This is a genomic window from Paraplanobispora siamensis (assembly GCF_016863175.1).
Lineage (GTDB): Bacteria > Actinomycetota > Actinomycetes > Streptosporangiales > Streptosporangiaceae > Planobispora > Planobispora siamensis.
Genome location: NZ_BOOJ01000077.1, coordinates 32,128 through 56,575 on the forward strand (window position 1 = coordinate 32,128; position 24,448 = coordinate 56,575).

Here is a 24,448-nt window from a genome sequence, read left to right on the forward strand (position 1 = left end):
GCGCCCGGACCTCTTCCCACCGGGCGCACGGCCCGGCGCCGGCTCCGCCCCGGCGCCACCGGTGAAAGACCGCCGGCACGGTATGGGCCCCCGTTCTCCGTGCCGGCTTCCCCGTTCCCGACACGGGAGCAGGCCCCGCTCCCGTGCCGGCTTCACCTTTCCCGCCTCGCGCGGGCCTGCTCGTAGCAGCGGTCGAACCCTTCCAGGACGGCGGGCCAGGAGCTGGCCACCGGCTCGGTCGCGCGGTTGTGCGCGGCGATCGACTCGCGCAGGTCGCGGTCGCGGGCCAGCCGGGCCACCGAGGCCACCAGGTCGTCGAAGCTCCGGCCGAGCAGGCCCTCCTTGCCCTGGTGGACGAAGTCGGCCACGCCGCTCTGCGCCCTGGCCACCACGGGGACCCCCGCCGACCTGGCCTCCAGCGCCGCCAGCCCGAAGGACTCGCGGGGCGCGGGGGCGACGAACACATCCGCCGAGGCCAGCAGCGCGCGGATCTGCTCGCGGCTGTAGCGGCCGGGCAGCGAGACCCAGCCCGTCATCCCGTTGGCCCGCAGGTAACGTTCCATCTGGGCGCGGGCGGGGCCGTCCCCGACGATGGTGGCCCGCAGTGGCACATCGGACGGCACCCGGGCCCGGGCCTCCTTCAGCAGCCGGAGCAGCCTGACCGGCTGCTTGCGCGGCGCCAGCCTGCCCACGGCCACCACGTGCACCGCTGCCTGCACGGCCCCGGCCGTCCCCGATGACGGCGCGAGCCGTACCTCCTCCTGAGACCCTTGAGATCCCTGAGGCTCCGGAAGCCCCCGAGGACGCCAGCCCGACACGTCCAGGCCGTTGGAGACCACGTGCACCGGCACGCCGCGGCCGGCCACGGCGCGGATCGGCCGGGCGGCCGCCTCGCTGACCGCGGTGCCCACCAGTCCCCAGCGGTGCCACTCGAACAGCAGCCGCAGCCCCCGGTACAGCGCCCGGGTGACCGGATCCCACATGCTGTGCACGGTCACGACCATGGGCAGGCGGGCCCGGGCCGCGGCGCGCACGCCCATCCAGGCGAACGGCGAGACCGCGCCCGTGTGCACGTGCACCACGTCGGGCCGCCGGGCCGCCATCAACCGGAGCAGATGTCCCGTACCGGACGGGTGGACCGGCAGGTCGAAGGGGAGCTTCGCGACGATCCGGTGCACCCCGGGCAGGGGCTCGCCGGGCGTGGCGGTCGCCACCTCGACATCGTGCCCGGCCTCGCGCTGCATCCGGACCAGATCGGCGACCTGCACCTCGATCCCGCCCAGGCGCGGCAGGTAACAGTCACTGACGTGGAGGATCCTCACGCTGCCAGGGTAGTGCCGCATGAGATCATGCTTGCGTGGCCGCTTCGATGACAGCAGTGTTCTTCCACGCCCATCCCGACGACGAGGCCCTGCTGACCGCGGGCACCATGGCCATGCTCGCCGCGCAGGGCCACCGCGTGGTCCTGGTGGTGGCGACCTCGGGCGAGCGCGGGCAGGCCGACCTCGCCCCCGGTGAGGCGCTCGGCGAGGCCCGGATCGCCGAGCTGTACAAGTCGGCGGCGGCGCTGGGCTGCGCCCGCGTGGTCAACCTCGGCTACGGCGACTCGGGGCTGGCCCCCGGCGGGGGGATCGCCGAGGACCGGCCGCCGAACGCCTTCATCGACGCCGACTGCGAGGAGGCGGCGCGGCGGCTGGCGGGGATCCTCACCGAGGAGAAGGCCGACCTGCTGACGATCTACGACCCCGCAGGGGGGTACGGCCACCCCGACCACGTCCAGGTGAACCGCGTGGGCGGCCGGGCGGCGGAGATCGCGGGCACCCCGGTCGTGCTGGAGGCCACGGTCAACCGCGATCCCCTGCTGCGGGGCCTGAAGCTGGTGCGCAGGTTCTATCCGCAGCTGGACATCCGGGCCTTCGAGAGGGCCTACTCCCCCGGCGAGGAGATCACCCACCGGGTGAACGTGCGCCGCTTCGCCCGGCAGAAGCGGGCGAGCATGGCGGCCCACGCCACCCAGGCCACCGGCGCCGACACCCGCACCCTGGGCGTGATGCTCAAGGTCCCGGGGCCGCTCTACCGCCTGATCTTCGGCACCGAGTGGTACGTCCGGCGCGGCCTGGCACCCGGCACCCGGCTGAGGCACCCCTTCGAAGTTCCTCCGAAAGGATGACCCGGGGACCGGCACACTTGGTGCAGGGGGTTGCATGAAGAACAAGTGGGTCCAGATCGGTCTGTCGGTCGTGTCGCTGGGCCTTGCCACCGCGCTCGTCGTCTTCCTGCCGCAGATCGTGCACGCGCTGACGGGCAAGACGGTCTCCTGGAGTGAGATCGGCGCCCGCTTCGCCGCGCTCAGCTGGCAGACGGTCGCGCTGATGGCCGTCGTCTGGCTGGCCAGCCTGCTGGCCTACACCTTCGTGCTGACCGCCTCCCTGCCCGGACTGAGCCACCCGCAGGCCCTGACGTTGAACGCCGCCGGCAGCGCGGTGAGCAACCTGCTGCCCTTCGGCGGCGCGGCCGGCGTCGCGCTGACCTTCGCCATGACCAAGGGCTGGGGCTTCCCCGTCCGGGCCGTCGTGGTCTCCACCCTCGCCAGCGGCATCTGGAACACGCTGTTCCGCTTCATCCTGCCCGCCCTGGGCATCGTCGCCCTGCTGGCCAGCGGGCAGGAGCTCAGCCCCACCGTGGTCAACGCGGGCTGGGTGGGGGCCGTGTCCATCCTGATCCTGGTGACGGTGGTGGCCGCCGCCCTCTACTGGGACCGCGCCGCCACCCTGCTCGGCCGGGTCCTCGACGCGCTCGCCCGGCTCGCGCCCCGGCGGATCCGGCCCGCCGAGCACGCCGCCTCCGGGGCCCTCCAGCGGCTGCGCGCCGACACCTCCACCATCGTGCGGAGCCGCTGGCCCGGCCTGACGCTGGGCATGATCTCCTTCCTCGGCCTGCAGTGGCTGATCCTGGTGACCTGCCTGCACGCCACCGGCGCCTACCCGGGACTGGCCCAGTCGATCGCCGTCTTCGCCCTGTCGCGGGTCCTGACCACCGCCGTGGTCACCCCGAGCGGAGCCGGGATCATGGAGGCCGGGACCGTCGGCGCACTGGTCTTCTTCGGCGCGCCACTGGATTCGGCCACCGCCGCGGCACTTCTGTTCGGTTTCTGGACCTACACTGTCGAAATCCCCTTCGGCGGTCTGGCCTTGGGCGCGTGGGCGCTGTTGCGCCGGCGCGAGGGCGTCGTTCCGGCGCCCGACAAGGAGCCGGTCAGCCGTTAGGATGCGCGCGGGTCCCCGCTCAGGCGGAGCCTCACGGGCACCCTGAGGGGTGCTCACATCTGCCAGATTGGGAAAGACCTTGTGCGCGATTCGAAAGCACGCATACCGTGGCGGCTGACATGGTGGCGTTCCGGGTTCTCGGTCCGGTCGAGGCGCACTCCGGTGACGACGCGCTCGACCTGGGCGGGTTGCGGCAACGTGCCGTCCTCGCCCGGCTCCTCGTCGCCCGCGGACAGGTCGTCCCGGTCGACTCGCTCCTGTACGACCTGTGGGACGACGACGCCGCCAAGGGCGCGCAGTCGGGCCTGCAGGTCTACATCTCCCGCCTGCGCCGGGTCCTGGAGCCCGGCCGCCCGCGCGGAGGCCCCAACCGGCTGCTGGTGACCGTCGCCTCCGGCTACGCGCTCCGGATCGCTCCGGACCAGGTCGACGCGCTCCGCTTCGAGTCGCTGGTCCGGGCCGCCGGCGAGCAGCTGGACGCCGACGACCCCGGTTCCGCCCGGCTCGGGCTGGAGAAGGCGCTGGCCCTGTGGCGCGGCACGCCGTACTCCGACTTCGCCGACCAGCCGTGGGCCGAGGCCGAGGTGAACCGGCTGACCGAGCTGCGGCTGATCGCCCGCGAGCGGCACGCCGACACCGGCCTGCGCCTGGGCATGCCCGCCGAGGCGGTGCCCGACCTGGAGGCGCTGACCACCGAGCACCCGCTCCGCGAGGAGGGCTGGCGCCTGCTCGCGCTGGGCCTGTACCGCTGCGGGCGCCAGGGTGACGCCCTGGCCGCGCTGCGCAAGGCCCGCACGATCCTCGCCGACGAGCTGGGCATCGACCCGGGCCCCGCGCTGCGCAAGCTGGAGTCGGACATCCTGGCCCAGGACCCCGGCCTGCAGCTGCCCGTCGCCCCGCGGCAGCAGCGCCCCGCGGTCGCGGCCGACACCTGGCCGCCCCGGCCCACCATGATCCCGGTGGAGCCGCCGCCGCTGGAGCCCGAGCCGTTCGTCGGCCGAGACGCCGAGCTCGACCGGCTGGTCTCCGCCGCGACCAGGACCAGCCGCTTCACCGTCGCGGTGATCAGCGGTGACGCGGGCGCGGGCAAGACCACGCTGGTGCGCCAGCTCACCAACCGGCTGTCGGCCGACGGCTGGGGCACCGCCTCCGGCGCCTGCCCCGACAGCAGCGCCACCCCGCCCGGCTGGGCGTGGGTGGAGATCCTGCGCACCCTGGTGGAGGTGACCGGCGCGGGCGAGTACGCCCCGCTGCTGGCCCCCCTGCTGGACGACGCGGCGCCCGTCCCCGACGACGACCAGGCCTCCGGCGGCTTCCGGCTGCACCGGGCGGTGGGCGGCTACCTCGCCTCGGTCGCCAGGGAGACCCCGATCCTGCTGACGCTGGAGGACCTGCACTGGGCCGACGACCAGACCCTCGCGCTGCTGCGCGCGCTGCCGAGCCTGCTGGCCGGCAGCCGGGTGCTGCTCCTGGTGACCTGCCGTGACAGCGAGCTGACCGACCAGCAGGCCGACGTGCTGGCCGCGCTGGCCCGGCTCGGGCCGGTCCGGGTGGCCCTGTCCGGCCTCGACCCCAAGGCCGTGGCCGAGCTGGTCCGGGCGACCTGCGTGCGCGAGGTGGACCAGGAGGCGGTCGAGAGCATCGTCGAGCGCACCCGGGGCAACCCGTTCTTCGTCCGCGAGACCGTCCGCCTGCTCGACGCCGAGGCGGCCGGCGACCGCGCCACGGCCTCCGAGGTGCTCTCCGGGGTGCCCTCCGGCGTGCGCGACGTGCTGCGGCGGCGGATCTCCCGGCTGCCCACGGCGGCCCAGCAGATCCTGCTGCAGGCCGCGGTGATCGGCCGCGACGTCGACGTGGACGTGCTGGTCGACGTGGCCGGCGACGAGGACGCCGTGGTCGACGCCGTGGAGGCGGCGCTGCTGGCGGGCCTGGTCACCGAGCCGGGCCCCGGCATGCTCCGCTTCGACCACGACCTGGTCCGCGACACGCTCTACTCCGACGCCTCCCGGCTGCGCCGTTCCCGGCTGCACGCCGCGGTGGCGGCGGTGATCGAGCGGCGCAACCCCTCCGACGTGGCCGCACTCGCCCACCACTACGACTCGGCCGGGACCACCGAGACCGCCGCCAAGGCGGTGCACTACGCGGGCCTGGCGGCCGAGCAGGCCGAGCGCCGCTTCGCCCACCGGGAGGCGGCCACCCTGTGGGAGCAGGCCATCGCGGCCTTCGACCGCTCCGGCGCCGCCGAGACCCCGGAGACCGCCCACGAGCGGCTGCTGCTGACGCTGCGGCTGATCAAGGCGCTGGCCCTGTGCGGTGACATGGCCGCGGCCCGGCGCCGGCGCCGCGAGGCGATGGAGGCCGCCCGGCCGCTGGGCAACCTGGAGCTCACCGCCCGGGTGGCCGCGTCGCTGGCCGTACCGCACAAGGGCATGGCCCGCGACTTCACCCGCACCGCGTGGGAGATCGTCGACGTCGCCGAGCAGGCTCTGGTCGAGCTGCCCTCCGCCGAGCAGTCGCTGCGGGCGAGCCTGCTGGCCACGCTCGCGCTGGAGCTGGAGGGCTCTGACACCTCCCGCGGTGAGCAGGCCTCCCTGGAGGCCGAGGAGCTGGCCCGCAGGACCGGCGACCCCGCCCTGCTGGCGACCGCGCTGAGCGGGCGCCTGCGCCAGTCCTACGGCATCACGCCGGTCGGCGAGCGGGAGGTCATCGGCCGGGAGCTGCTGGAGGTCGGCGAGGCCAGCGGCCAGGTCGCCGTCCAGGCGCTGGCCCACCTGGTGCTGATGGAGTGCGCGGCCGCCTCGGGCGCGTTCGCCGAGGCCGACGCGCACGTCGCCGCCGCCGAGCAGCTCGCCCGGCAGTACGGCCTGCCCGCGCCGATGGCGGTGGGCGCCTGGTACGCCGGGCAGCGCCTGATGATCGCCGGTGACTTCGCCGGCGCGGCGCAGGCCTACAAGGAGGCGGCGCGGCTGACCGCCCGGGCCGGGATGCTGGAGGGCCGCCAGGACCTGCCGGTGATCACCACCTTCTGCCTGCACCTCGTCGACGGCAAGGCCGGGGAGATGGTGGACCTGCTGGCCGAGGCCCACCAGCGCGGCGCCAAGTGGACCCTGGACGCGTACGCGGTCGCCCTGGCCTCCGCCGGGCACATGCGGGACGCCCGGGCTCTGCTGGCGGTCAAGACGCCGGTGCGCCCCGACTTCCTGTACGAGCTGGCGATGATCTGGCGCGCGCTGGCGGGCATGCTGCTCGACGACCGCGAGCGGATGGTCGAGGCCTACGACACGCTGAAGCCGTTCGCCGACCGGATCGCCGGCGCCGGCACCGGGGTGGTCGCCCTCTGGCCGGTCGCCCTGACGCTCGGCGACCTGGCGCTCCGGCTGGGCTTCACCGACGCGGTCAAGCCGCACTACGAGAAGGCTCTGGAAGTTGCCCGGCGGGTCGGCGTGCCGCGCTGGGTGGAGGCGGCGCAGCGCTCGCTGGGCGCCTGAGCGGACCGTCCCGGAACGCGGCTCCGCGAAATGGCCGCGTTCCGGGACGGAGCATTCCGCCGGTCCGGCGCCCGGCCGATCTCGACGGTTCGTCGATCGGTACGGCACCCGCCCGGCCTCGGTGGTCCGTCGGCCGGTCCGGCGCCCGCCCGGGCCGCACTCCCGGGCGGGCAGTCTTCAGGATGGGTGCGGCCGGCCCGGCGAACGCGCCGGACCGGCCGTCAGGGTCGCCGTCTCAGCAGCTGACCTGGAACTTCTCGCTGTTCAGGACACCCTGGTCGGTGACCGACAGCTTCACGCGGTACCAGCCGGGGTTGCCGACGATCCGGGGCTGCCACTCGACGACCCGGGTCCTGCCGGTGAAGCCGGAGTCGGCGGTCAGGTAGGTCCGCCACTTCTTGGCGGCCGGGCTCCAGCGCTCAAGACTCCAGCCGTAGGAGACGATGTCCTCCGGGTCCTCGTTGTCGATCACGCTCTGCACCTTGTAAGGCTTGTCACACCCCTGGGCGGTGGCGACGATCGCGCTGACCGTGACGGTGCCGGACTTCAGGGTCTCGGTCGCGGGGACGGACAGCGCGTCCGAGGACAGGTTGACCGTCTCCACGCGGGAGTCCGCCGCGTTCGCCCGGGCCTGGCCGGAGGCGTTCTCGGACGCCTCCACCCCCACGTAGGCCCCGGCGAAGGCGAGAGTGGCGACCAGCAGCTTCACGACACTCGCGGTCCCGCTGGCCAGTACCGGCGTCACTCTGCTTCGCGGACTCATGACACACACCTTCCTTCGTCGTCCTAAGGTGTACGCCCGGTGAGTTGCTCTCTGCTTGCGGCCCGCTTGCAGGGATCCTGTAACCCAAAATGAGGTAAGGCTGCCCTAATATCGAGGAAACGGCAGAACGATCCTGGCGGTGGTGTTCGGTGATGCGACGTACGGCGGCTGCTGTCCCCGATCCCACGTCCCCGGCGGTGTGGATCCTGTTCCTGGTCGGCATGGTCGGGCTGTTCGCCGCCTTCCAGGCCTACTACTGGATCGGCCACGTGCTCGGTCCCAGGATCTACGCCTCCCGCCTCGGCAGGAAGATCGGCAAGGAGCGGATCCTCAAGGCCGAGCGGTTCGTCGCGCGCTGGGGAGCCCTGTCGGTCTACGGGTGCTTCTGGGTGCCCGGCGTGCGGCACTCCCTGCCCTGGGTGGCCGGGGTGCTGAAGATCTCCTATCCCAAGTACCTCCTGGCCAGCGCGCTCGGCTGCCTGACCTGGTGCCCGGTGACGTACTTCGGCCTCTACTCGGTCATCTGGGGCTGGCTCGCCCTGGCCGGGGAGTCCCCGGTCATGGCCGCGGTGGTCGCGGCGGTCGTGGTCGCGGCGGTGGTCCTGCTGGTACGGCGCCGCCGCGCGCGCTCCCGCCGGGCGGGCACGGACGGCCCGGTGAGCGGGGACGGTCAGACGGGCACGGACGGCCCGGCGGCCTCAGCGGAGCCGATGACGGCCGAGGCGGGCCCGACCCCGGGCGCCCAGGGCTGATTTCCGGCTTTCCTCGCCAGGCGCCACGGATGCCAAGGTTTCATTACCGGAATCGCTAGAAACCGCATATCGGCTATCGCCCCTGTCACGATGATTCCCATGCATAACGGGGGAATTCGCCTGATCGCCTGTGCCGTCTTAGCCGCCCCGGCCCTCCTGGTCGCCGGACCGGCCGCACCCGCCGCCGCCGCACCCGCCCACATGCCGACTCTGATCACACCCACTCTGACCACACCCGCCCCCACCGCGTCCGCCCCGGCCGCATCCGCCCCGACCGCGCCCGCCGTACCCACCCTGACCGCCCGCGCCGGATATCTGATCGACGCCACCACCGGAACGGTCCACTACAGCCGGCGCGCCACCACCCCGGCGCCGGTGGCCAGCCTGACGAAGATCATGACCGCCTACGTCGTGCTGCGGCGGGCCCGGCTGAACGACGTCGTCAAGATCACGGCCGGGGACGTCAAGTACGCCAAGCGCAACGACGCCACCGACGCCTCGCTCCGCGCCGGGGAGCGGCTGACCGTCAGGGACCTGCTCTACGGCGTGATGCTGCCCTCCGGCGCGGACGCCACCCACGCCCTGGCCAGGGTCTACGGCCCCGGGCAGAAGCGGTTCACCGCCAAGATGAACGCCATGGCCCGCGCCCTGGGCATGACCCGCACCCTCTACACCAACGCCGACGGGCTGCCCAAGCCGCGGGGCGGCCGTTCCACCCCCTTCGACCAGGCCAGGCTCGCCGCGGTCGCACTGCGCGACCCCGTGCTGTCGGCCATCGTCTCCACCCGCAGGCACGTCGTGCCCAGGACGGCGGTGCACCGCGCGCACACCTGGACCAACACCAACAAGCTCGTCGGCGCCGTTCCCGGCGTGCTGGGCGTCAAGACCGGCTACACCCGCGCCGCCGGCTACTGCCTGGCCTTCGCCGCCGCGCGCGACGGTCACCTGCTGGTCGGCGTGGTGCTCGGCGACCGCACGTCCGAGCGCCGGTTCCGGTCCGCCAGGCGGCTGCTGGACTGGGGCTCCGGACAGGCCACCGGGTACGGCGAGCAGACCACCGGCTACGGGACGACCTCTGAGCCGGACCTGAGCGGGACCTGAGCGGGACCTGAGCGATGGACGCCCGCGCCGCGGGCGTCCCAGCAGGGCGGGAGGGACTTCTCAGCCAGAACTGAGTCCCGGCTCCGCCACGGCCTGAGCGCCCGCTAAGCGCGCCGTGCCACGGTCGAGGGGATGCGGGAGGGCACCTCCCGCCCGGCTCTCGAAGGTGAGATCCCATGACGATGAGCGAACCTTCCATGGCGCAGCGCTCCTCCGGTTCCACGGCCCAGCAGCAGTACCCCGGCTCCCAGACCGGGGCCCTCACCCAGGCCATCCTCGAGACCGGGGAGGACCAGGCGGTGGTGCAGGAGGTCGTCCAGGAGATCTGGAGCAAGCTCGAGCAGTACACCGAGATCTACCGCAGGAAGTACCGCGTCCTCACCGAGAAGGCACAGCAGGCGCAGATGCGCCGGCAGGAGCAGAGCTACCAGCAGGGCCCCTACCAGCAGGGCCAGAGCCTTCAGCAGGGGCAGGGCTACCAGCAGGGACAGAGCACATATCAGCAGGGGCAGGGCGTACAGCAGGGCCAGATCTACCAGCAGGGGCAGGCGGCGCAACAGCAGTCGCAGCAGGGCCAGCAGGGCCAGTGGACGCAGCAGCTCCAGCCGGGCCAGGCCTACCAGCAGGGCCGGCCGGGACAGCAGCCCCAGGCGATGTACCGTCCCGGCTTCCAGGAGGCCGGGATCTCCCCGGAGGAGACCACGCCCATCACCCCGCTGCCCGTCCCCTACCTCTGGTTCGACCTCATGGCGGTCGGCCCCTACCAGCGCGTCGTACCGGGCGGCCCGCTCCAGCCGAGCCGGGTGATCCAGAGCGGGTACGAGGCCTACCTGTTCGCCGTGCTGTGGCGCAACCCGACCCCGCTGGCCGGAGGCCCCGCGGCCGCCGCGGTCATGGCGCCGCTGACCTACCAGATCAGGGGCCTGACCGTCGACCTCAACACGGTCTCGCAGGGTCCGGTGCTCTCCCTTCCCCCGGCGGCGTTCGGCCCGGGGTTCATCAACATCCTCCCCATGAGGATCCCCACGCAGCCGCCTCCCGCCGACGGCCGGCCCCGGCTGCTGGAGATCCACATCACCGTGGACGTCCTCGGCCCCGGCATCGGGCTGCCGCCCTTCGCGGGATTCGCGACCCGCTGGTTCCACCCGGGCCTGCAGCCCGCCTTCCTCGGCGCGCCCGACATCCTTCCCGGGTTCGTGGAGGAGAACCCCGTCCGCGTCATGGTCTACAGCTGACCGGGCCGGGGACCCGGCGGACGCCGGGCGCGGGGAGGCCGTGGTGACCCGGGACTGGCGGGACAAGCTCGACGCCCGCGGCCGGCACCTGCTGTCCGGCGGGCACCTCGCCGGGGCGGTCGAACTCCTCGTGCTCACCGACGGGCCGCCGGGCCCAGCGCAGCGGTCCGCGCTGGCGGAGGCGGGCTTCCACGCCCGCCCCGCCGGCGGAAGCGTCCTCCCGGGCCGGGTCGAGGGGGCCGCGGCGCTGCGGCGGGTGGCGGAGCTGCCCTTCGTGCTGCGGATCGAGCCGACCCGCCGTACCCACCCGGAGCGGCCGGGCCCGGAGGCGAACGCCGAGGACGCCGGCGGTCACGACCACCCCTAGAGACAGGCAGCGGGAACAGGAAACGGGAACAGGCAGGGGAGCATCATGAGCACACTCGACGTCCGCCTCCGGCACCTCCTGCGCACGGTCGCCGAACGGCCGGACCGGCCGCCGGCCGAGGCGCCGCCGCTGGCCGAACGCGTCGGCTGGCGGAGCGGGGACGGCACGGGGACGGTGGACGTGCTCATCCGCGCCGCGGGCACCGGATGGGGGGAGCTCGCGGAGGAGGTGTCCCGCCTGTCCCCGGCCCTGTCCCCGGTCCCCTCCCCTGCGCCGCACCCGGACAGGGGCGCCGGCGTGTACGCCGCCCGGGTGCCGGTCGACCGGCTCGAACGGCTGGCCGCGCACCCGGCGGTCGAACGCGTGGAGGCCTCCCGCCCGCTGTTCCCCGAGCTGAACGTCTCCCGGTGCGACGTCCGGGCCGAGATGTTCATCGACGGCGAGACGGGTCCCATCCGCGGCAAGAAGACGATCATCGCGATCATCGACTCGGGCATCGACTACACCCACCCCTCCTTCCGGCACGCCGACGGCAGCTCGCGCGTCCTGTACCTGTGGGACCAGGCCGCGCCGACCGCGCCCGGCGGCGCCGTCCCCTACGGCGTGGAGTACGTCAAGGCGGACCTCGACAAGGCGCTGATCGACGGCGACCCCCTGCAGGTGGTGCCGCACAAGGACGACGAGACGGGCCACGGCACGCACGTGGCGGGCATCGCCGCCGGTGACGAGAGCGGCTTCGGCGGGGACTACTCGGGGATCGCACCGGAGGCGGACCTCGTCGTCGTGGCCCTGGCCGGAGATCCCGGCGGCTCGCTGGGCCGCTCCGCCCAGCTGGTCGAGGCGGTGGACTACGCCGTACGGCGGGCGGAGGGGCACCCGGTCGCCGTCAACATCAGTCAGGGCATGAACGGCGGCGGCCACTGCGGCGAGACGCTCGTGGAGCGGGCGCTGGACGACCTCGCCCGGCGTCCCGGCGTGGCGATCGTGAAGTCCGCCGGCAACGAGCGGCGATGGGACGTCCACGCCGGGGGCGTGATCGGCCAGGGCGAGACGGTCTCCCTCGACGTGCTCGTCCGGCCGGGCAACCGGCAGGACGACATCATCGAGATCTGGTTCCCGGGACGGGACCGCCTCGACGTCGGCGTCGTGCCGCCGAGCGGGTCCGCCTCCGCGACCGCCGCCCCCGGGCAGCGGCGGCTGTTCACCACCGACCGCGGCAACCTGGTCACGATCGACAGCGAGGAGGACTCGGCCGGGACCGGCGACACCTCGACCACGGTCATCTTGACCGCCGGGGACGCGGCGGAACTCGAGGCCGGCCGCTGGCGCCTGGTCCTGTACGGCGACGCCGTACACGAGGGCCGCTACGACGCGTGGATCGAACGGGCGCCGCGGACCGGGCCCGGGGCCGCCGAGCAGAGCCGCTTCGCCCCGGGCTCCGCCGACCCGTCCCGCACCGTCTCCATCCCCGGCACCGCCCGCCGTGTGATCACGGTGGCCTCCTACATGATCCGGCCCTCGGGCGCGTTCGACCCCGCCTCCCTGGGCGGGCTGTCGGACTTCAGCAGCGCGGGCCCCACCCGGTTCGGCGACCGCAAGCCCGACCTGGCGGCCCCCGGTGAGATCATCACCTCCGCCCGGTGCTGGAACAGCGCCCGCCTCCCCCAGCCGGACGGCGACCACACCCTGATGGCGGGCACCAGCATGGCCGCCCCGCACGTCTGCGGAGCCGCGGCGCTCATCCTGTCCCAGCGGCCGGAGCTCACCGGCGAGCAGGTCGGGCAGATCCTCGCGCGGTCCGCGCGCCGGGACGGCCCGAGCGCCGCCGCGCCCGACGACGCGTGGGGCGCGGGCAAACTGGACGCCGCGGCGGCCGTGGCCCTGGGCCGGACGACCGCGTTCCCCCGGATCCTGGAGGTCGGCGTCACGGGCTCCACGCTCACCTGGGAGACCGACACGGACACGACCTGGAGCGTCCGCTTCCACACCGTGCCCGGACGGCTCGTCCTGGGCAGGGCGCTCGGCGGGCGGACCGGGAACTCCCCCGGCAGACGGCACGAGGTGGACCTGTCGGCACTCGACCCCGGTGTCTACGCGTGCGAGATCGTGGTCTTCTCCCCCGACGGGTTCTGGACCCGCGACGACAACGCGGGCCGCTCCCACCTCGTCCCCGTCGGCGTCCCCGTCGGCGTCCCCCTCGGTCTCCCGGCCGGTGTCGCGGAAGCCGGCGAACGGGCACCGCAGGGGGATGACGTCGTCCCCGCCGGTGCGCCGGTCGCGGAGAGCGCGCCGGACGCCGGCCCCGGCGACGACCTGAAGCTGATCAAGGGGATCGGGCCCAAGGCCGCCGACCTGCTGCGTGAGGCGGGGATCATCCGTTTCGCGGATCTGGCCGCCCGGTCCGCCGAGGAGGTGGCCTCGCTCACCGAGGGCATCGGCATCGGCCCCGAGAAGATCGTCAGGCAGGACTGGATCGGCCAGGCCGCGGCGCTCGCCGCCGCGGAGGAGGACCGGCCCGCCGCCTCCGCCCCGCCCGGGCGCGTCCACCGCCAGTCGTTCACCCTGGCGATCACGGTGGACGCGCGGACGCGGGAGGCGCTGGCCTGCGAGGTGTCGCACCACCAGACCGGCGACGCCAGGAGCGTCCGGGGCTGGGACCTCGGTGAGATCCTCGCCTTCATCGAGGAGCGCGGCGACCTGCGCCTGGGAGACGGTCCCGGCGGAACGTGATCCCGGGCCGGGGACCGGCGGGGCCGCCGGGGGCGGGCGGCCCCGCCGGTCGGATCGCCCGGTGTCTCCGGGTCGCCCTTCACCCGCCGGTCAGATCGCCCGGTGCCGGAGTACGGCCTCGTACAGGCGGTCCGTCTCGGGATCCGGCGTCATGCCGAGGACCGCGTCGAGCTCCCGCCTGCACAGCTCGTACTGCGCGGCCGCCCGGTGCGGCTGGTTCTGCCGGGCGTAGCAGCGCATCAGGAGGCGGTGCGCCGCCTCCCGGCAGGGGTCGCGCACCAGGAGGCGGCGGCAGGCGTCGGCGCACGCCGCGTACGCCCCCGCCTCCAGGTAGAGGCCGGCGAGGCTCTCCGTCAGGTCGAGGTGGGCCGCGCTCAGCCGCTCGCGTTCCGGCATGACCCAGGTCACGTACGGCGAGTCCTCCAGCAGCTCCCCGGAGTACAGCGCGAGGGCCGCCTCGTGACGGCCGATCGCCCCCTGCAGGTCGCCCGTCTGCCGGAGCCGGACCGCCTCGGCGCGCCCGGCCATGAACTCCTCGGTGTCCAGCCGGACGTCGAGACCCGCGGCCAGGGAGTAGCCCTCCCGCTCGTAGACGACCACCGGCGAGCCGGTGACCTTCCTGAGGTCCCCGCGCAGGCTGTACAGCACCGCGTTGAGCCGGTTGCGCGCCGACGCCTCGGGGACCCCGGGCCAGAAGACGTCAGTCAGCGTGTCCCGCCGTACCGGCTTGGGATGCCGCAGCAGAAGGAATTCGAGGACCGCCCGGCCCAGATGCCCCGACCAGCCCGTCACCTGACGTCCCCCGACCGTCAGCCGCAGGCCGCCCAGTAGTCGCGCCCGCACGACGACTCCCCCGCCGACTCCCCCACCGACTCCCCCGACTTCCCCGACTCCCTCACTGTCGCCCTCGCCCGCGCCTCCGCCGGCATCGTCCTCGGTGCGCTCCGGCGGCGCCTGCGCGACGTGTCCCGTCACGGGTCCGGCGACCGGCTCCGCGGCGGCCCCGGCCCACGCCGCCTCGCTCCCCGTCGCGGGCGGGCTGCCGTCCGTCGTCACGGCGGGCCCGGCGTACGGGATCGTCTCACCGGTCCACGCGGGAGAGGCGGCCTGCTCCGCGGGGGAAGGGGGATCGCAGGGCAGGCTCGCCGCCTCGGCCACCCGCAGGAGCAGGCGCATGCGCCGTTCCGTCGAGCGGGTCCACCGGGCGCGCCGGGCGAGACGGAGGGCGTGGGCGAGGTGCTCGGGCGCGCCCCGCCCGCCCTCGGGGGCGAGCTGACGGGCCCGTTTCCCGGCGGCCAGGGCCGCCCCGAACCTGCCGTTCATCAGCGCCGCACGGACCTCGTTCCACAGCGCCCCGCCGTCCTGCCCCGCCGCGTCCCGGGCCGTCTCCCGGTCCAGCTCCGCCAGGACCGGATAGCGGGCGAGGACCGCGCGGGGAACCCCGGTCAGGCGGTGCCCGAGGGCGCGGGGCCGTCCGCCGGACCCGAGCTCTCCGGCCGTCTCCGCCACCAGCGCCGCGCCGATCTCGAAGGCGCCCGCGCCCAGGCAGAGATCGACCGCCTCCTCGTAGGCGCGTTCTCCCTCCAGCTCGCCCACCAGCCGGGTCAGCCGGTCGCGGAAGGCCTCGTCCCCGCGCACCCTGATCGCGCGGAGCGCGGTGGCCCACAGGGGCTGCATGCGGTACCAGCCGCCGGAGAGCGGCTGCCACCACGGCTCACGCTCGGGATCGCGGAGCGCGGGGCGCAGGGCGGGCAGCCCGCCGTGGGCGTAGCCCAGGCGCGCCGCCAGGACGACGGCGTGCAGCCGTACGGCGTCGGCCCCGTGCAGCAGCCTCGTGCAGATCCCGGCGATGAGGCCGTTGAGGTCGGCCGCGCGCCAGAGGCAGGTCTCCAGGGCGCCGCCGTCGCGGTCCCGCAGCGCCCGCAGGACGGAGTCGACGACGGCCGCCCTGCCGCCGGTCACCTCGACGAGCCGGGCGACGCTCTCACCGGGGAGGGGGCAGCCGAGCTGTCCGGCGGCCTCCATCGCCGCCGTGACCCCGACCGCCAGGTCCGCGGCCCCGGTCCCGGCACCGCCCAGACGCGAGAGCAGCACCAGCTCCTCTCCCACCACCGGCCTCGCGGACCGGTCGAGGGCCCATCCCACCGCCGGCTGGATGACCGCGGTACCGGTCCGCGGCGCATCCCGTACGGCGTCGGCCCGCTCCGAGCCCGGCACGCCGCCGGTCCGCGCGGCGCCGAGCGCCGCACCGGCCTCCGCGGCGTCCGGCGCGTCACCGGCCGGCGCCGGGTCCGGTACGGGGCCGCCCGGGGACGGAGGACTCGCCGCGACGAGCCTGGTCAGACCGGCGGGCTCGATCTCGTGGGGCTCGGGCCGGATCCACCGGAGCCGGGGGTCCCGGCCGAGGAGGTCGGCGGCGAGCCGCGCCTCGACGAGGTAGCCCTCCGGGGCGACGATGTCGTGCCGTGCTCCGCAGGCCGGCCCCTCCAGCGCGACCTGTACCGGCCAGCGCAGTTCCGGGAGCGGCACGGCCACCTTGCCGAGAAGCATGCCGGACCTCCAGACGAGAATCGCGACGTTGAGATGTCCCGTCCCGCACCGGCGCGACCACCCACCTTCCCGGGCGCCCCGCGGCGGCCGACCCTCGAATCTAGCCCTCGCCGCCGCGCCGTACCTCGGGAACCGACCTAGGGATTCCCCTAAGCCCGTTCCTTGGCGCCGCGCATCAGGCCGTGGCAGGCGATGGCGGCGGCCGCCACCACGTTGAGGGAGTCGACGCCCAGGCCCATCGCCGCCGGGCTCATCGGGATGCACACGGACTCGTCGGCCTCGTGCAGCCAGCGGGAGGAGAGCCCGTCCCCCTCCGAGCCCAGCAGCAGCGCCACCCGCTCCCCCATGACGGCCTCGTCCAGCGGGACGGAGGACTGGTCGGGGGTGAGCGCCAGGGTCCGGAAGCCCGCGGCGCGCAGTTCCGCCAGACCGTCGTACCAGTTGGTCATCCGCGCGTACGGGATCGCGAAGACCGCGCCCATGGAGACCTTCACCGCCCTGCGGTATAGGGGGTCGGCGCAGCGGGGCGAGAGGATCACGGCCTCGACGCCCAGGGCGGCGGCGCAGCGGAAGATCGCACCCACGTTGCCGTGGTCGACGAGGTCCTCCAGGACCAGGACGCGCCGGGGGGCCGCCCCGCCCGCTTCCCCGCCCTCCGGAAGGGCGCCCGCCCCGCGCAGGATCTCCGTCACCGAGGGCAGCGCCCGCCGTTCCATCGAGGCCAGCGCGCCGCGGTGCACGGGGAACCCGGCGACGGCGTCCATGACCTCGTCGTCCACCACGTGGACGCGGTCGCCGAGCCCGTCGAGGACGTCGGCCAGGGAGGTCACCCAGCGACGGGTCAGCAGCACCGAGCGGACCGGGTAGCCGGCGGCGACCGCCCGGCGGATCACCTTCTCCCCCTCGGCGATGAAGAGGCCGTGCTCGGCCTCCAGGCTCTTGCGGAGTTCGACGTCGCGCAGGTTGGCGTAGTCGGCCAGGCCGGGATGCGGGGCGTTAGACACCTTCGAATACTGCCACGGTCTTCCTGAAGCGCCACGTCACGGCGTAGGCGAGCAGCCCGAGGGAGCAGCCTGCCATCGCCCCGGCGCCCAGCCGGGTGACCACGGCGGAGGGGCTGTCCGGCGGGAACAGCAGCGGCCAGGCCGCCGCCCCCAGCAGGGTCGCGACGGCGGTCGCCGCCAGGACACGGCGCCGGGTCCGGCCGGACATGGCCAGGCGGGCGGGCACCGGCTGGGGCTCCATGCGGATCAGCGCCCGCCGGGCCCACCAGATCACGAGGGCCAGGCCTGCGAGCGTGGACAGGTACTGGAGCACGCGGAACACCGGCAGCAGCCCGGCCACCCGGACGTCCAGCCAGTGCCAGCCCCAGATGGACGAGCTGTAGGAGTGGGTGAAGGAGTCCCAGGCCATGTGGGTGAACGCCCCGGCGACGCCTCCGGCGAGCACGGCGGGCAGGCGGCGCACGCCGTACCGGCCGGGAGCCAGACCGGCCGCGCGACCGGCCAGGGAGGCGGGCAGCAGCGCGGTCAGCGGCTCACGCAGGAGGCCGTGGAAGACGACCATGAGCAGCACGACGGCCACCGGCGCCAGGGTCAGCACGCCTACCGCCGAGTGCCAGATCCGGTAGTCGGGCAGGAACGGCAGGAAGATGGGCAGGTCGGGCACCATCGCGCCCAGCGCCAGCGCCCACGGATCGAGCAGGCGGCGCATCCGCTCCGAAGAGACGAGCGGCAGCACCGCGGCGATGTGACTGGGCGTGAACGGCACGGCTTCCCCCCGATCCGGCGACTGGTCCCCCGATGCAGCCTACGCGGCGGGGGATCCCGCGCCGCGGCCCCCGTCTCCGTCTCATCTCATGAGACACAGGCATTCACTACCGCTACGTAGAGTGATAACAGCACCAAAAGAGATGTTTTGCCACACTAAGCCTTCCCAGTACAGTTCCGTGAATATTGCGGTTTACCTCTAGGTAGGGTGACCCGCTAGCTTCATGACATCGACACCGAAGAGGGCATCGTGGGCGGACGGCACCGGACAGATGAACTCGACGACGGCTACACCTCATACAACGAGCCGGCCCGCCGTCGACGGAACGGGGGGCGGAGCAAGGTACTGGTCCCGCTGGCGGGATCGGTCGCCCTGGCCGTGCTGCTCGGAGTCGCCGCCTTCGTGATCATCAACCGGGACCGGGGGTGCTCCGGGGACACGGTCGCGCTCCGGGTCACCGCCTCGCCCGACATCCAGCCCGCCCTGGCGAAGATCGCCGACCGGTTCAACAAGGCCGGCCACGAGGTCGACGGCGGGTGCGCGAGCGTCAAGGTGAGCAAGGCCGCCTCGGCGACGGTGGCCGCCGGGCTGAGCGGCAGCGGCGGCAAGGTCGGCGCGATGGACCTGTGGATCCCGGACTCGTCCCTGTGGGTGACCGGCCTGCGCGCGAAGAACCCGGCCGTGCCCGCGCCCTCCGGGTCCGTCGCCCAGTCCCCCGTGGTCATGGTGGCCGCCGGATCGATGGTGTCGAACCTGCAGAAGAGCTTCGGCGAGGCGAGCTGGAGCGGCATGATCAACGCCACGAACGCGGCCAACGTCGACGGCCCCGGCCGCAAGGTGCGCGTGCTCGCGCTGGACCCCTCGCTCAACGCCGCCGGGCTGGGCGCGCTGCTGGCCGCCTCCGGGGTGGCCACCGCCGCGGGCGTCGGCGAGGAGCAGCTGGTCGGCGCGATGAAGACGCTGTCCGGCTCGACGGTCAAGGACCAGGAGGCCCTGCTGGCCAGCCTGGGGGTCAAGGGACGCCGCACCCCGCTGGGGATCTCCTCCGAACAGGGCGTCTGGGCGTTCAACGCCACCAAGAAGCCCGACGTCCCGGCCGTGCCGCTCTATCCGGCCGAGGGCACCTTCGTCCTGGACTATCCCGTGGTCGTCATGTCCCGCGACGAGGGCACGCGCAAGGTGGCAGAGGAGTTCACCAAGGAGCTCGGCACCGACGCCGCCAAGACCGCCCTGCGCGACCAGGGCTTCCGCACCCCGGACGGCAAGGGCGGCAAGGCGATCTCCGACACCGGCGGCTTCCAGGCCAAGGCGCCGCAGGCGCTGGAGGTGCCCGACGCCAAGACCGTCGCGCGGTTGTCGCAGTCGTGGTCGCGGCTCAACCTCGGCACCCGGCTCGTCACCCTGCTGGACGTCTCCGGCACCATGGCGCTGCCGGTGCCCGGCACCGGCCTGACCCGGATGCAGGCGATCGGCAAGATCGCCCTCGAGGGCATGCAGCTGTTCCCCACCAACAGCGAGATGGGCCTGTGGGAGTTCTCCACCCACCTCGACGGCCAGGGCGTGGACTACCGGGAGGCGGTCCCGGTCGGCCCGCTGACCGAGAACGTGGAGGGCGTGCTGCGCCGGGACCTGATCAGGCAGAAGCTGTCGACGGTCCAGGCCAAGGCGACCGGCGACACCGGTCTCAACGACACCCTCGCCGCCGCCTACAAGATGATGAAGGACAACTACAAGAGCGACAAGATCAACACGATCCTCATCATGACGGACGGCGCCGGCAACGACGACCCCGACGGCGGGATGAGCAACAAGGAGATCGTGAACTTCCTCAAGCAGGAGTTCGACCCGGAGAAGCCGATCAGCATCATCCTCATCGCCTTCGGCCCCGAGGCGGCCGCCGGCAAGCGGCAGATGGACGCGCTGGCCAAGGCGACCAACGGCGACGCCTACATCGCCAAGAACATCCTGGAGATCCGCAAGTTCTTCCTGGAGGGCATGAAGCGCCGCCTCTGCTCGCCCAACTGCTGATCTCCGTCACTCCCGCCTCCGCTGAACGGCCGGCGCCCCACGGGCACCGGCCGTCTCAGTTTTCCCAGCTCATGCCAGGTCGGCATATCAGGACAACCCCCAATGAATCAGTGGCGTCCCACGCATGTGGGGTCTCGGGCATGGCCCGTGAACAAAAGCGTCCTACGGGGAGGAAAGCCCGTGCCCGGATGGCCGACCGTCGGCCGAGCCGACGACCAACGACTCGTGGAGGCGCTCAGGCATGCCGACACGCAGGCGCCCGCGAGCCTCTACGACGCCTACGCCGAACGCCTGACCGACTACGCCGGTTCCCTGCTGGCCGACCGGGACGGCGCCGCGGAGGCGGTGCACGACGCCCTGGTCACCGCGCAGGGATGCGTGGACCGGCTGCGCGACGCCGGGCGCCTGCGCCCCTGGCTGTACGCCCTCGTCCGCTTCCGCTGCACGATCCGCCCCCAGGGCGAGGAGGGGACGACGCCCCTGCCCTCCCCGGAGGGCCACGACGACCCCCAGGAACGCGAACTCGCCTGGCTGGTGTACGAGACCTTAGCCGAGCTGAGCGGGCCGGAGCGGGAGATTCTGGAGCTCTCCCTCCGGCACGGCCTGGGCGCCGGCGAGGTCGGCGCGGTCGTCGGGCTGACCTCCCGGCAGGTCACGACACGGCTCGGCCGGGCCCGCGACCACGTGGAGAACGCCGCCGCCGCGGTCGTGCTCGCCAGGGTCGGCCGGGCGCACTGCCCCGACCTGTCGGCGATGGTGGACTCGCTGGAGGGGCCGCTCCCCCCGATGCTGCGCAGGCGGCTGTCGGGCCACATCGCCCGGTGCGAGGTCTGCATCGAACGCCGGGACCGGCACGTCTCGGCCGGGCGGTTGCTCGACCTGGTGCCGGTGCTCTTCCCGCCGCTCTCCCTGCGCCGCCGCGTCATCGAGACGTGCGTGAACCCCGCCCTCGACGCGACCAGGGCCGCCATCGTCGAGGCGGGCGACCGCTTCGACCGGTCGGGCTTCCCCGTCGTGACCGCCCGGCCCGCCCGCGAGTCCGGGCCGCGCCGCACGGCGCGGCGCAGGAGGAGCAAGCGCAGCGTCCCGATCGTCGTGGCCGCGGTGGGTCTCCTGGCGGCCACCGGAGGCATGATCGCCCTCACCGGGCAGGACATCGGCTCCGGCTCGACCGGGCTGGCCGAGGCCGCGCCCGAGCCCGCACCGCCGACGATCACCTTCGAGCCCGGTCCCGAGACGACCTCGCCGCAGGAGGCGACGCCGGAGGACACCCCGGAACCCGAGCCCACCCCGGAGCCGGTCTCCTCGGTGACGCCCTCCGCCGCACCCGCCCCCGGCCCGGTCCGCCGTACGGCGCCCCAGCGGTCCCGCCCCGCGCGCACCTCCGCCCCCCGTCCCGCCGCCCGGCTGGCCGTCTCGTGCCCGTCGCACATCGGCCAGGAAGGAGGGCAGATCCGGGTCACCGCGCACAACGCCCCCCTCGCCTGGTCGGCGGCCGCATCGGGAGGATTGACCGTCCAGCCACGGCGGGGACGGCTCAAGGCTGGTGCGACGGGAGTGATTTGGGTCACTTATTCTGACATCGGGAACCAGAGTTCCGGACGGGTCTCATTCCGGTCCGCAGGGGGCGACCCGAGTTGCACGATCATGTGGGAAAGCCCAGAACCAACGGCTTCCGAGCCCGATCCGGACCCCGTGCCGACCCCCTCGGAGAGCCTCTCGCCGGAGTCCACGCCCGCACCGGAGACGTCTTGACTCTTTGACCACACCTTGGATGTGGGACAGACATCTCTTTGCAATCAGGTAAACCATGGACAGATGCCAGACGTCGCCATTGACGTTGGTGCGCGCCGGTTGGTCACATGAGGTGGCCACCAGCCGTCCACCTGTCCATCCGGGGAGCCAGAGATGCCGATCGACCGTCGAGTGTTCACGTGGATACTCGCCGTTGCCTGCATTTCTGGGGCGGTTCTGACCCTGGCGGGCGTGGATACACCCCTTCGTCTGGTTTTAACCCCCATGTTCCTTCTGGTGGTTCCCGGGGCGGCAGTCATGGGACTGTTGCGTGATCGTGACCCTCTTGCGGCACTATCAGTGGGGGCGGCGGCAAGTCTCGTTGTAAACGTTCTACTTGCCACCGCCATGCTTTCTTTTGACGCGTGGTCGCCCCGGGCGGGAGTGGCCACCATCGCTGTACTGAGCGGCTTCATCTACGTGCTGCGTGTTTTGTACCGGGGGAGCGAGAGCTTGCAGACCGAACAGGGGGCCAGGTCAAGGTGAACATCAGCATCGTTCGCCCGAGAGACCTCGGCGAGGCCGAGATCTCCCGCTGGCGGGACCTGCAGGGAGCCGACGCCTCCCTGGACAATCCGTTTCTGTCCGTGGAATTCGCGCTGGCCATGGGGCGGCTTCGCGACTACGTCCGCGTCGCCGTCATCGAGGACGGCGACAAGATCGTGGGGTTCTTCCCCTACGAGCGGCACAACTTCGGCATCGGCAAGCCGCTGGGCGGGTTCCTCACCACCTGCCACGGGCTGATCTCGATCCCCGGCCTGAAGGTGGACCTGCGCGCCCTGCTGCGCGCGTGCAAGCTCTCGGTCTTCGACTTCGACCACATGGTCGCGGGCCAGCCGACCTTCGAGGCGCACCAGACCGATGTGCGGCCCGCGCCGATCATGGACCTCAGCGTCGGCTTCGACGCCTACATCGAGCAGGTTCGCGCCAACTCTCCCAAGAACTACAAGACTGTCCGTTATAAAGAGCGCAAGCTCGGCCGCGAGCAGGGCGAGCTTCGCTTCGAGTGGGACTCCACCGACGGTGGAGCGCTGCGTCAGCTGATGCAGTGGAAGTCGGACCAGTACCGCCGCACCGGCCGGGTGGACCGCTTCGCCCAGCCGTGGATCGTCCAGCTGCTGGACGAGATGCACGCCGAGAGGTCGAGCACCTTCTCCGGCGTGCTGACCATGGTCTACGCCGGCGACACGCCGGTCGCGGGACATTTCGGTCTTCGTACGGCCGACACCCTGGTGGGTTGGTTCCCCGCTTACGACACCGAGTTCGCCCGCTATTCACCGGGGATCGTGCACCACCTGCTGATGGCGGAGCACGCGGCGAACGCGGGCCTGCGCCAGGTCGACATGGGCAAGGGCGGCCGCGAATACAAGGGCTGGCTAAAGACGGGTGATCTTTTCGTCGCCGAGGGGCGCGTCTCACGCCCGTCGCCGACGGCGGCCGTTCACTGGATGGGTCGGGCACCTGTCAACAAAGCACGCACCATCGTGACCGACCGCCCTGAACTGTATCGACTGGCTGATCGTGTGCTGAAAGGTTTCGGCCGGATGCGCACCTCCGTCCAGAACCAATCGCCCGCCACCGTTGTCAAGGAACCATGGGGGGCCGGTTAGGCCCCTCGACTCGTCCCACTACCTCAGCAGCTCATTCCGCCAGGACCCTTCATGCATCCTCACCCGCATTCGCCACTTCCCTCGATCGTTCCGATCGTGCACGGCTCCGGGTCCGTCTGGCAGCCACCCATGACGACCGACCGTTCGGAAGGACATCCGTAATCATGAGTCCCGACATCACCAAGCACTCGGCCAAGCCTCCGCTGAGGTCGATGCCTCCTATTGAGCGTTTCACCCCGCTCACCCCTCACATGGCCATTTCCCCTACGGTCAGCGTGGTCGTCCCGGCCATGAACGAGGCGGAGAACCTTCCGCACGTTTTCGCCACGCTGCCGCAGTGGATCGACGAGATCGTCCTGGTGGACGGCAACTCGGTGGACGACACCGTCGCCGTCGCCAAGCGGCTGCGGCCGAACGTCCGGGTGGTCACCCAGACGGGCAAGGGCAAGGGTGACGCGCTGGCCGCGGGGTTCGCCGCCTGCACCAGCGACATCATCGTGATGATCGACGCCGACGGGTCCACCGACGGCCGGGAGATCATCCAGTTCGTGGGTGCGCTGGTCACGGGTGCCGACTTCGTCAAGGGTTCGCGTTACGCGACCGGTGGGGGCAGCGACGACCTCACCTTCACCCGCACGTTCGGCAACAAGGTGCTCACCGGGCTGGTCAACAAGATCTACGGCACGCAGTACACCGACCTCTGCTACGGGTACAACGCCTTCTGGGCGCGTCACCTCGACGTTCTGAACATCGACTGCGCGGGCTTCGAGGTCGAGACCCTGATGAACATCAGGGCCGCCAAGGCCGGGTTGAAGATCCAGGAGGTCCCCAGCCACGAGCGCTGCCGGATCCACGGGGAGAGCAACCTCCACGCGGTCCGGGACGGCATCCGCGTGCTGAAGACCATCATCAGGGAGTGGCGCGCCAAGCCGGCCGCCGTGCTGCCCGAGCCCCAGACCGCCGCCCCGGCCGCCGACCAGGGCGCCGCCTAGTC

At 72.9% G+C, this 24,448-nt stretch carries 18 protein-coding genes; 13 read left to right on the forward strand and 5 right to left on the reverse strand.

Features of this window, described 5'->3' with window-relative positions; translation table 11 throughout:
* Positions 1 to 152: 152 nt before the first annotated feature.
* Positions 153 to 1,322: a glycosyltransferase family 4 protein gene (locus Psi01_RS38580; protein WP_204069139.1), complete on the reverse strand. Its 1,170-nt coding sequence runs from the start codon at positions 1,320 to 1,322 to the stop codon at positions 153 to 155.
* A gap of 35 nt (positions 1,323 to 1,357) precedes the next feature.
* On the opposite strand from Psi01_RS38580, the gene Psi01_RS38585 reads away from it, so the two are divergent.
* The 3 genes from Psi01_RS38585 (at position 1,358) to Psi01_RS38595 (ending at position 6,754) form a co-directional block, all read left to right on the forward strand.
* Positions 1,358 to 2,170 (forward strand): PIG-L deacetylase family protein, encoded by an 813-nt coding sequence (locus tag Psi01_RS38585; protein ID WP_239128351.1) that lies wholly within the window; start codon positions 1,358 to 1,360, stop codon positions 2,168 to 2,170.
* 34 nt (positions 2,171 to 2,204) lie between these two features.
* Positions 2,205 to 3,266 carry a lysylphosphatidylglycerol synthase transmembrane domain-containing protein gene (locus Psi01_RS38590; RefSeq protein ID WP_204069140.1) on the forward strand — a complete coding sequence of 354 codons (1,062 nt, stop codon included), beginning with the start codon at positions 2,205 to 2,207 and terminating at the stop codon, positions 3,264 to 3,266.
* Between the two features lie 119 nt (positions 3,267 to 3,385).
* Entirely contained in the window at positions 3,386 to 6,754 is a 3,369-nt protein-coding gene (locus Psi01_RS38595; RefSeq protein ID WP_204069141.1) for an ATP-binding protein, read from the forward strand.
* Positions 6,755 to 6,989: 235 nt separating this feature from the next.
* Here the strand turns inward: Psi01_RS38595 and Psi01_RS38600 are convergent, their stop codons facing one another.
* Positions 6,990 to 7,517 carry a hypothetical protein gene (locus tag Psi01_RS38600; protein ID WP_204069142.1) on the reverse strand — a complete coding sequence of 176 codons (528 nt, stop codon included), beginning with the start codon at positions 7,515 to 7,517 and terminating at the stop codon, positions 6,990 to 6,992.
* Between the two features lie 152 nt (positions 7,518 to 7,669).
* On the opposite strand from Psi01_RS38600, the gene Psi01_RS38605 reads away from it, so the two are divergent.
* The 5 genes from Psi01_RS38605 (at position 7,670) to Psi01_RS38625 (ending at position 13,702) form a co-directional block, all read left to right on the forward strand.
* Positions 7,670 to 8,269, forward strand: a complete 600-nt coding sequence (locus tag Psi01_RS38605; protein WP_204069143.1) for a DedA family protein — start codon at positions 7,670 to 7,672, stop codon at positions 8,267 to 8,269.
* 201 nt (positions 8,270 to 8,470) lie between these two features.
* Positions 8,471 to 9,370: a D-alanyl-D-alanine carboxypeptidase family protein gene (locus Psi01_RS38610; RefSeq protein ID WP_239128352.1), complete on the forward strand. Its 900-nt coding sequence runs from the start codon at positions 8,471 to 8,473 to the stop codon at positions 9,368 to 9,370.
* A gap of 182 nt (positions 9,371 to 9,552) precedes the next feature.
* On the forward strand, positions 9,553 to 10,605 hold the full coding sequence (locus Psi01_RS38615) for a hypothetical protein (RefSeq protein ID WP_204069145.1): 1,053 nt from the start codon (positions 9,553 to 9,555) through the stop codon (positions 10,603 to 10,605).
* 43 nt (positions 10,606 to 10,648) lie between these two features.
* Positions 10,649 to 10,972: a hypothetical protein gene (locus tag Psi01_RS38620; RefSeq protein ID WP_204069146.1), complete on the forward strand. Its 324-nt coding sequence runs from the start codon at positions 10,649 to 10,651 to the stop codon at positions 10,970 to 10,972.
* A 45-nt stretch (positions 10,973 to 11,017) separates the two neighbouring features.
* Positions 11,018 to 13,702 (forward strand): S8 family serine peptidase, encoded by a 2,685-nt coding sequence (locus tag Psi01_RS38625; protein ID WP_204069147.1) that lies wholly within the window; start codon positions 11,018 to 11,020, stop codon positions 13,700 to 13,702.
* A 90-nt stretch (positions 13,703 to 13,792) separates the two neighbouring features.
* Here the strand turns inward: Psi01_RS38625 and Psi01_RS38630 are convergent, their stop codons facing one another.
* The 3 genes from Psi01_RS38630 to Psi01_RS38640 all read right to left on the reverse strand — a co-directional run bounded on the left by Psi01_RS38630 (position 13,793) and on the right by Psi01_RS38640 (position 18,022).
* Complete coding sequence (locus Psi01_RS38630; RefSeq protein ID WP_204069148.1) at positions 13,793 to 16,252, reverse strand: AfsR/SARP family transcriptional regulator; 2,460 nt, start codon at positions 16,250 to 16,252, stop codon at positions 13,793 to 13,795.
* 149 nt (positions 16,253 to 16,401) lie between these two features.
* The gene (locus tag Psi01_RS38635; RefSeq protein ID WP_204069149.1) at positions 16,402 to 17,256 is read right to left on the reverse strand and encodes a TrmH family RNA methyltransferase; all 855 of its coding nucleotides are present in this window, start codon (positions 17,254 to 17,256) and stop codon (positions 16,402 to 16,404) included.
* Positions 17,249 to 18,022 carry a DUF4184 family protein gene (locus Psi01_RS38640; protein WP_204069150.1) on the reverse strand — a complete coding sequence of 258 codons (774 nt, stop codon included), beginning with the start codon at positions 18,020 to 18,022 and terminating at the stop codon, positions 17,249 to 17,251. The genes Psi01_RS38635 and Psi01_RS38640 overlap by 8 nt, the downstream gene beginning before the upstream one ends.
* Before the next feature lie 249 nt (positions 18,023 to 18,271).
* Here Psi01_RS38640 and Psi01_RS38645 point away from each other — a divergent pair, with 249 nt between their 5' ends.
* From Psi01_RS38645 to Psi01_RS38665, 5 genes are all read left to right on the forward strand, one after another.
* The gene (locus Psi01_RS38645) at positions 18,272 to 20,050 is read left to right on the forward strand and encodes a substrate-binding and VWA domain-containing protein (protein ID WP_204069151.1); all 1,779 of its coding nucleotides are present in this window, start codon (positions 18,272 to 18,274) and stop codon (positions 20,048 to 20,050) included.
* Between the two features lie 180 nt (positions 20,051 to 20,230).
* Positions 20,231 to 21,805, forward strand: a complete 1,575-nt coding sequence (locus Psi01_RS38650; protein WP_204069152.1) for an RNA polymerase sigma factor — start codon at positions 20,231 to 20,233, stop codon at positions 21,803 to 21,805.
* Between the two features lie 153 nt (positions 21,806 to 21,958).
* Positions 21,959 to 22,330: a hypothetical protein gene (locus Psi01_RS38655; RefSeq protein WP_203878245.1), complete on the forward strand. Its 372-nt coding sequence runs from the start codon at positions 21,959 to 21,961 to the stop codon at positions 22,328 to 22,330.
* Entirely contained in the window at positions 22,327 to 23,454 is a 1,128-nt protein-coding gene (locus tag Psi01_RS38660) for a GNAT family N-acetyltransferase (RefSeq protein WP_204069153.1), read from the forward strand. The genes Psi01_RS38655 and Psi01_RS38660 overlap by 4 nt, the downstream gene beginning before the upstream one ends.
* 251 nt (positions 23,455 to 23,705) lie before the next feature.
* Complete coding sequence (locus Psi01_RS38665) at positions 23,706 to 24,446, forward strand: glycosyltransferase family 2 protein (protein WP_239128353.1); 741 nt, start codon at positions 23,706 to 23,708, stop codon at positions 24,444 to 24,446.
* Positions 24,447 to 24,448: the final 2 nt, after the last annotated feature.

Excerpts from the sequence above, each read along its gene's own strand:
- Psi01_RS38590 (WP_204069140.1), top strand. The coding sequence starts at position 2,205 with ATGAAGAACAAGTGGGTCCAGATCGGTCTGTCGGTCGTGTCGCTGGGC.
- Psi01_RS38595 (WP_204069141.1), top strand. The coding sequence starts at position 3,386 with ATGGTGGCGTTCCGGGTTCTCGGTCCGGTCGAGGCGCACTCCGGTGAC.
- Psi01_RS38600 (WP_204069142.1), bottom strand. The coding sequence starts at position 7,517 with ATGAGTCCGCGAAGCAGAGTGACGCCGGTACTGGCCAGCGGGACCGCG.
- Psi01_RS38605 (WP_204069143.1), top strand. The coding sequence starts at position 7,670 with ATGCGACGTACGGCGGCTGCTGTCCCCGATCCCACGTCCCCGGCGGTG.
- Psi01_RS38610 (WP_239128352.1), top strand. The coding sequence starts at position 8,471 with ATGCCGACTCTGATCACACCCACTCTGACCACACCCGCCCCCACCGCG.
- Psi01_RS38615 (WP_204069145.1), top strand. The coding sequence starts at position 9,553 with ATGAGCGAACCTTCCATGGCGCAGCGCTCCTCCGGTTCCACGGCCCAG.
- Psi01_RS38625 (WP_204069147.1), top strand. The coding sequence starts at position 11,018 with ATGAGCACACTCGACGTCCGCCTCCGGCACCTCCTGCGCACGGTCGCC.
- Psi01_RS38630 (WP_204069148.1), bottom strand. The coding sequence starts at position 16,252 with ATGCTTCTCGGCAAGGTGGCCGTGCCGCTCCCGGAACTGCGCTGGCCG.
- Psi01_RS38655 (WP_203878245.1), top strand. The coding sequence starts at position 21,959 with ATGCCGATCGACCGTCGAGTGTTCACGTGGATACTCGCCGTTGCCTGC.
- Psi01_RS38665 (WP_239128353.1), top strand. The coding sequence starts at position 23,706 with ATGGCCATTTCCCCTACGGTCAGCGTGGTCGTCCCGGCCATGAACGAG.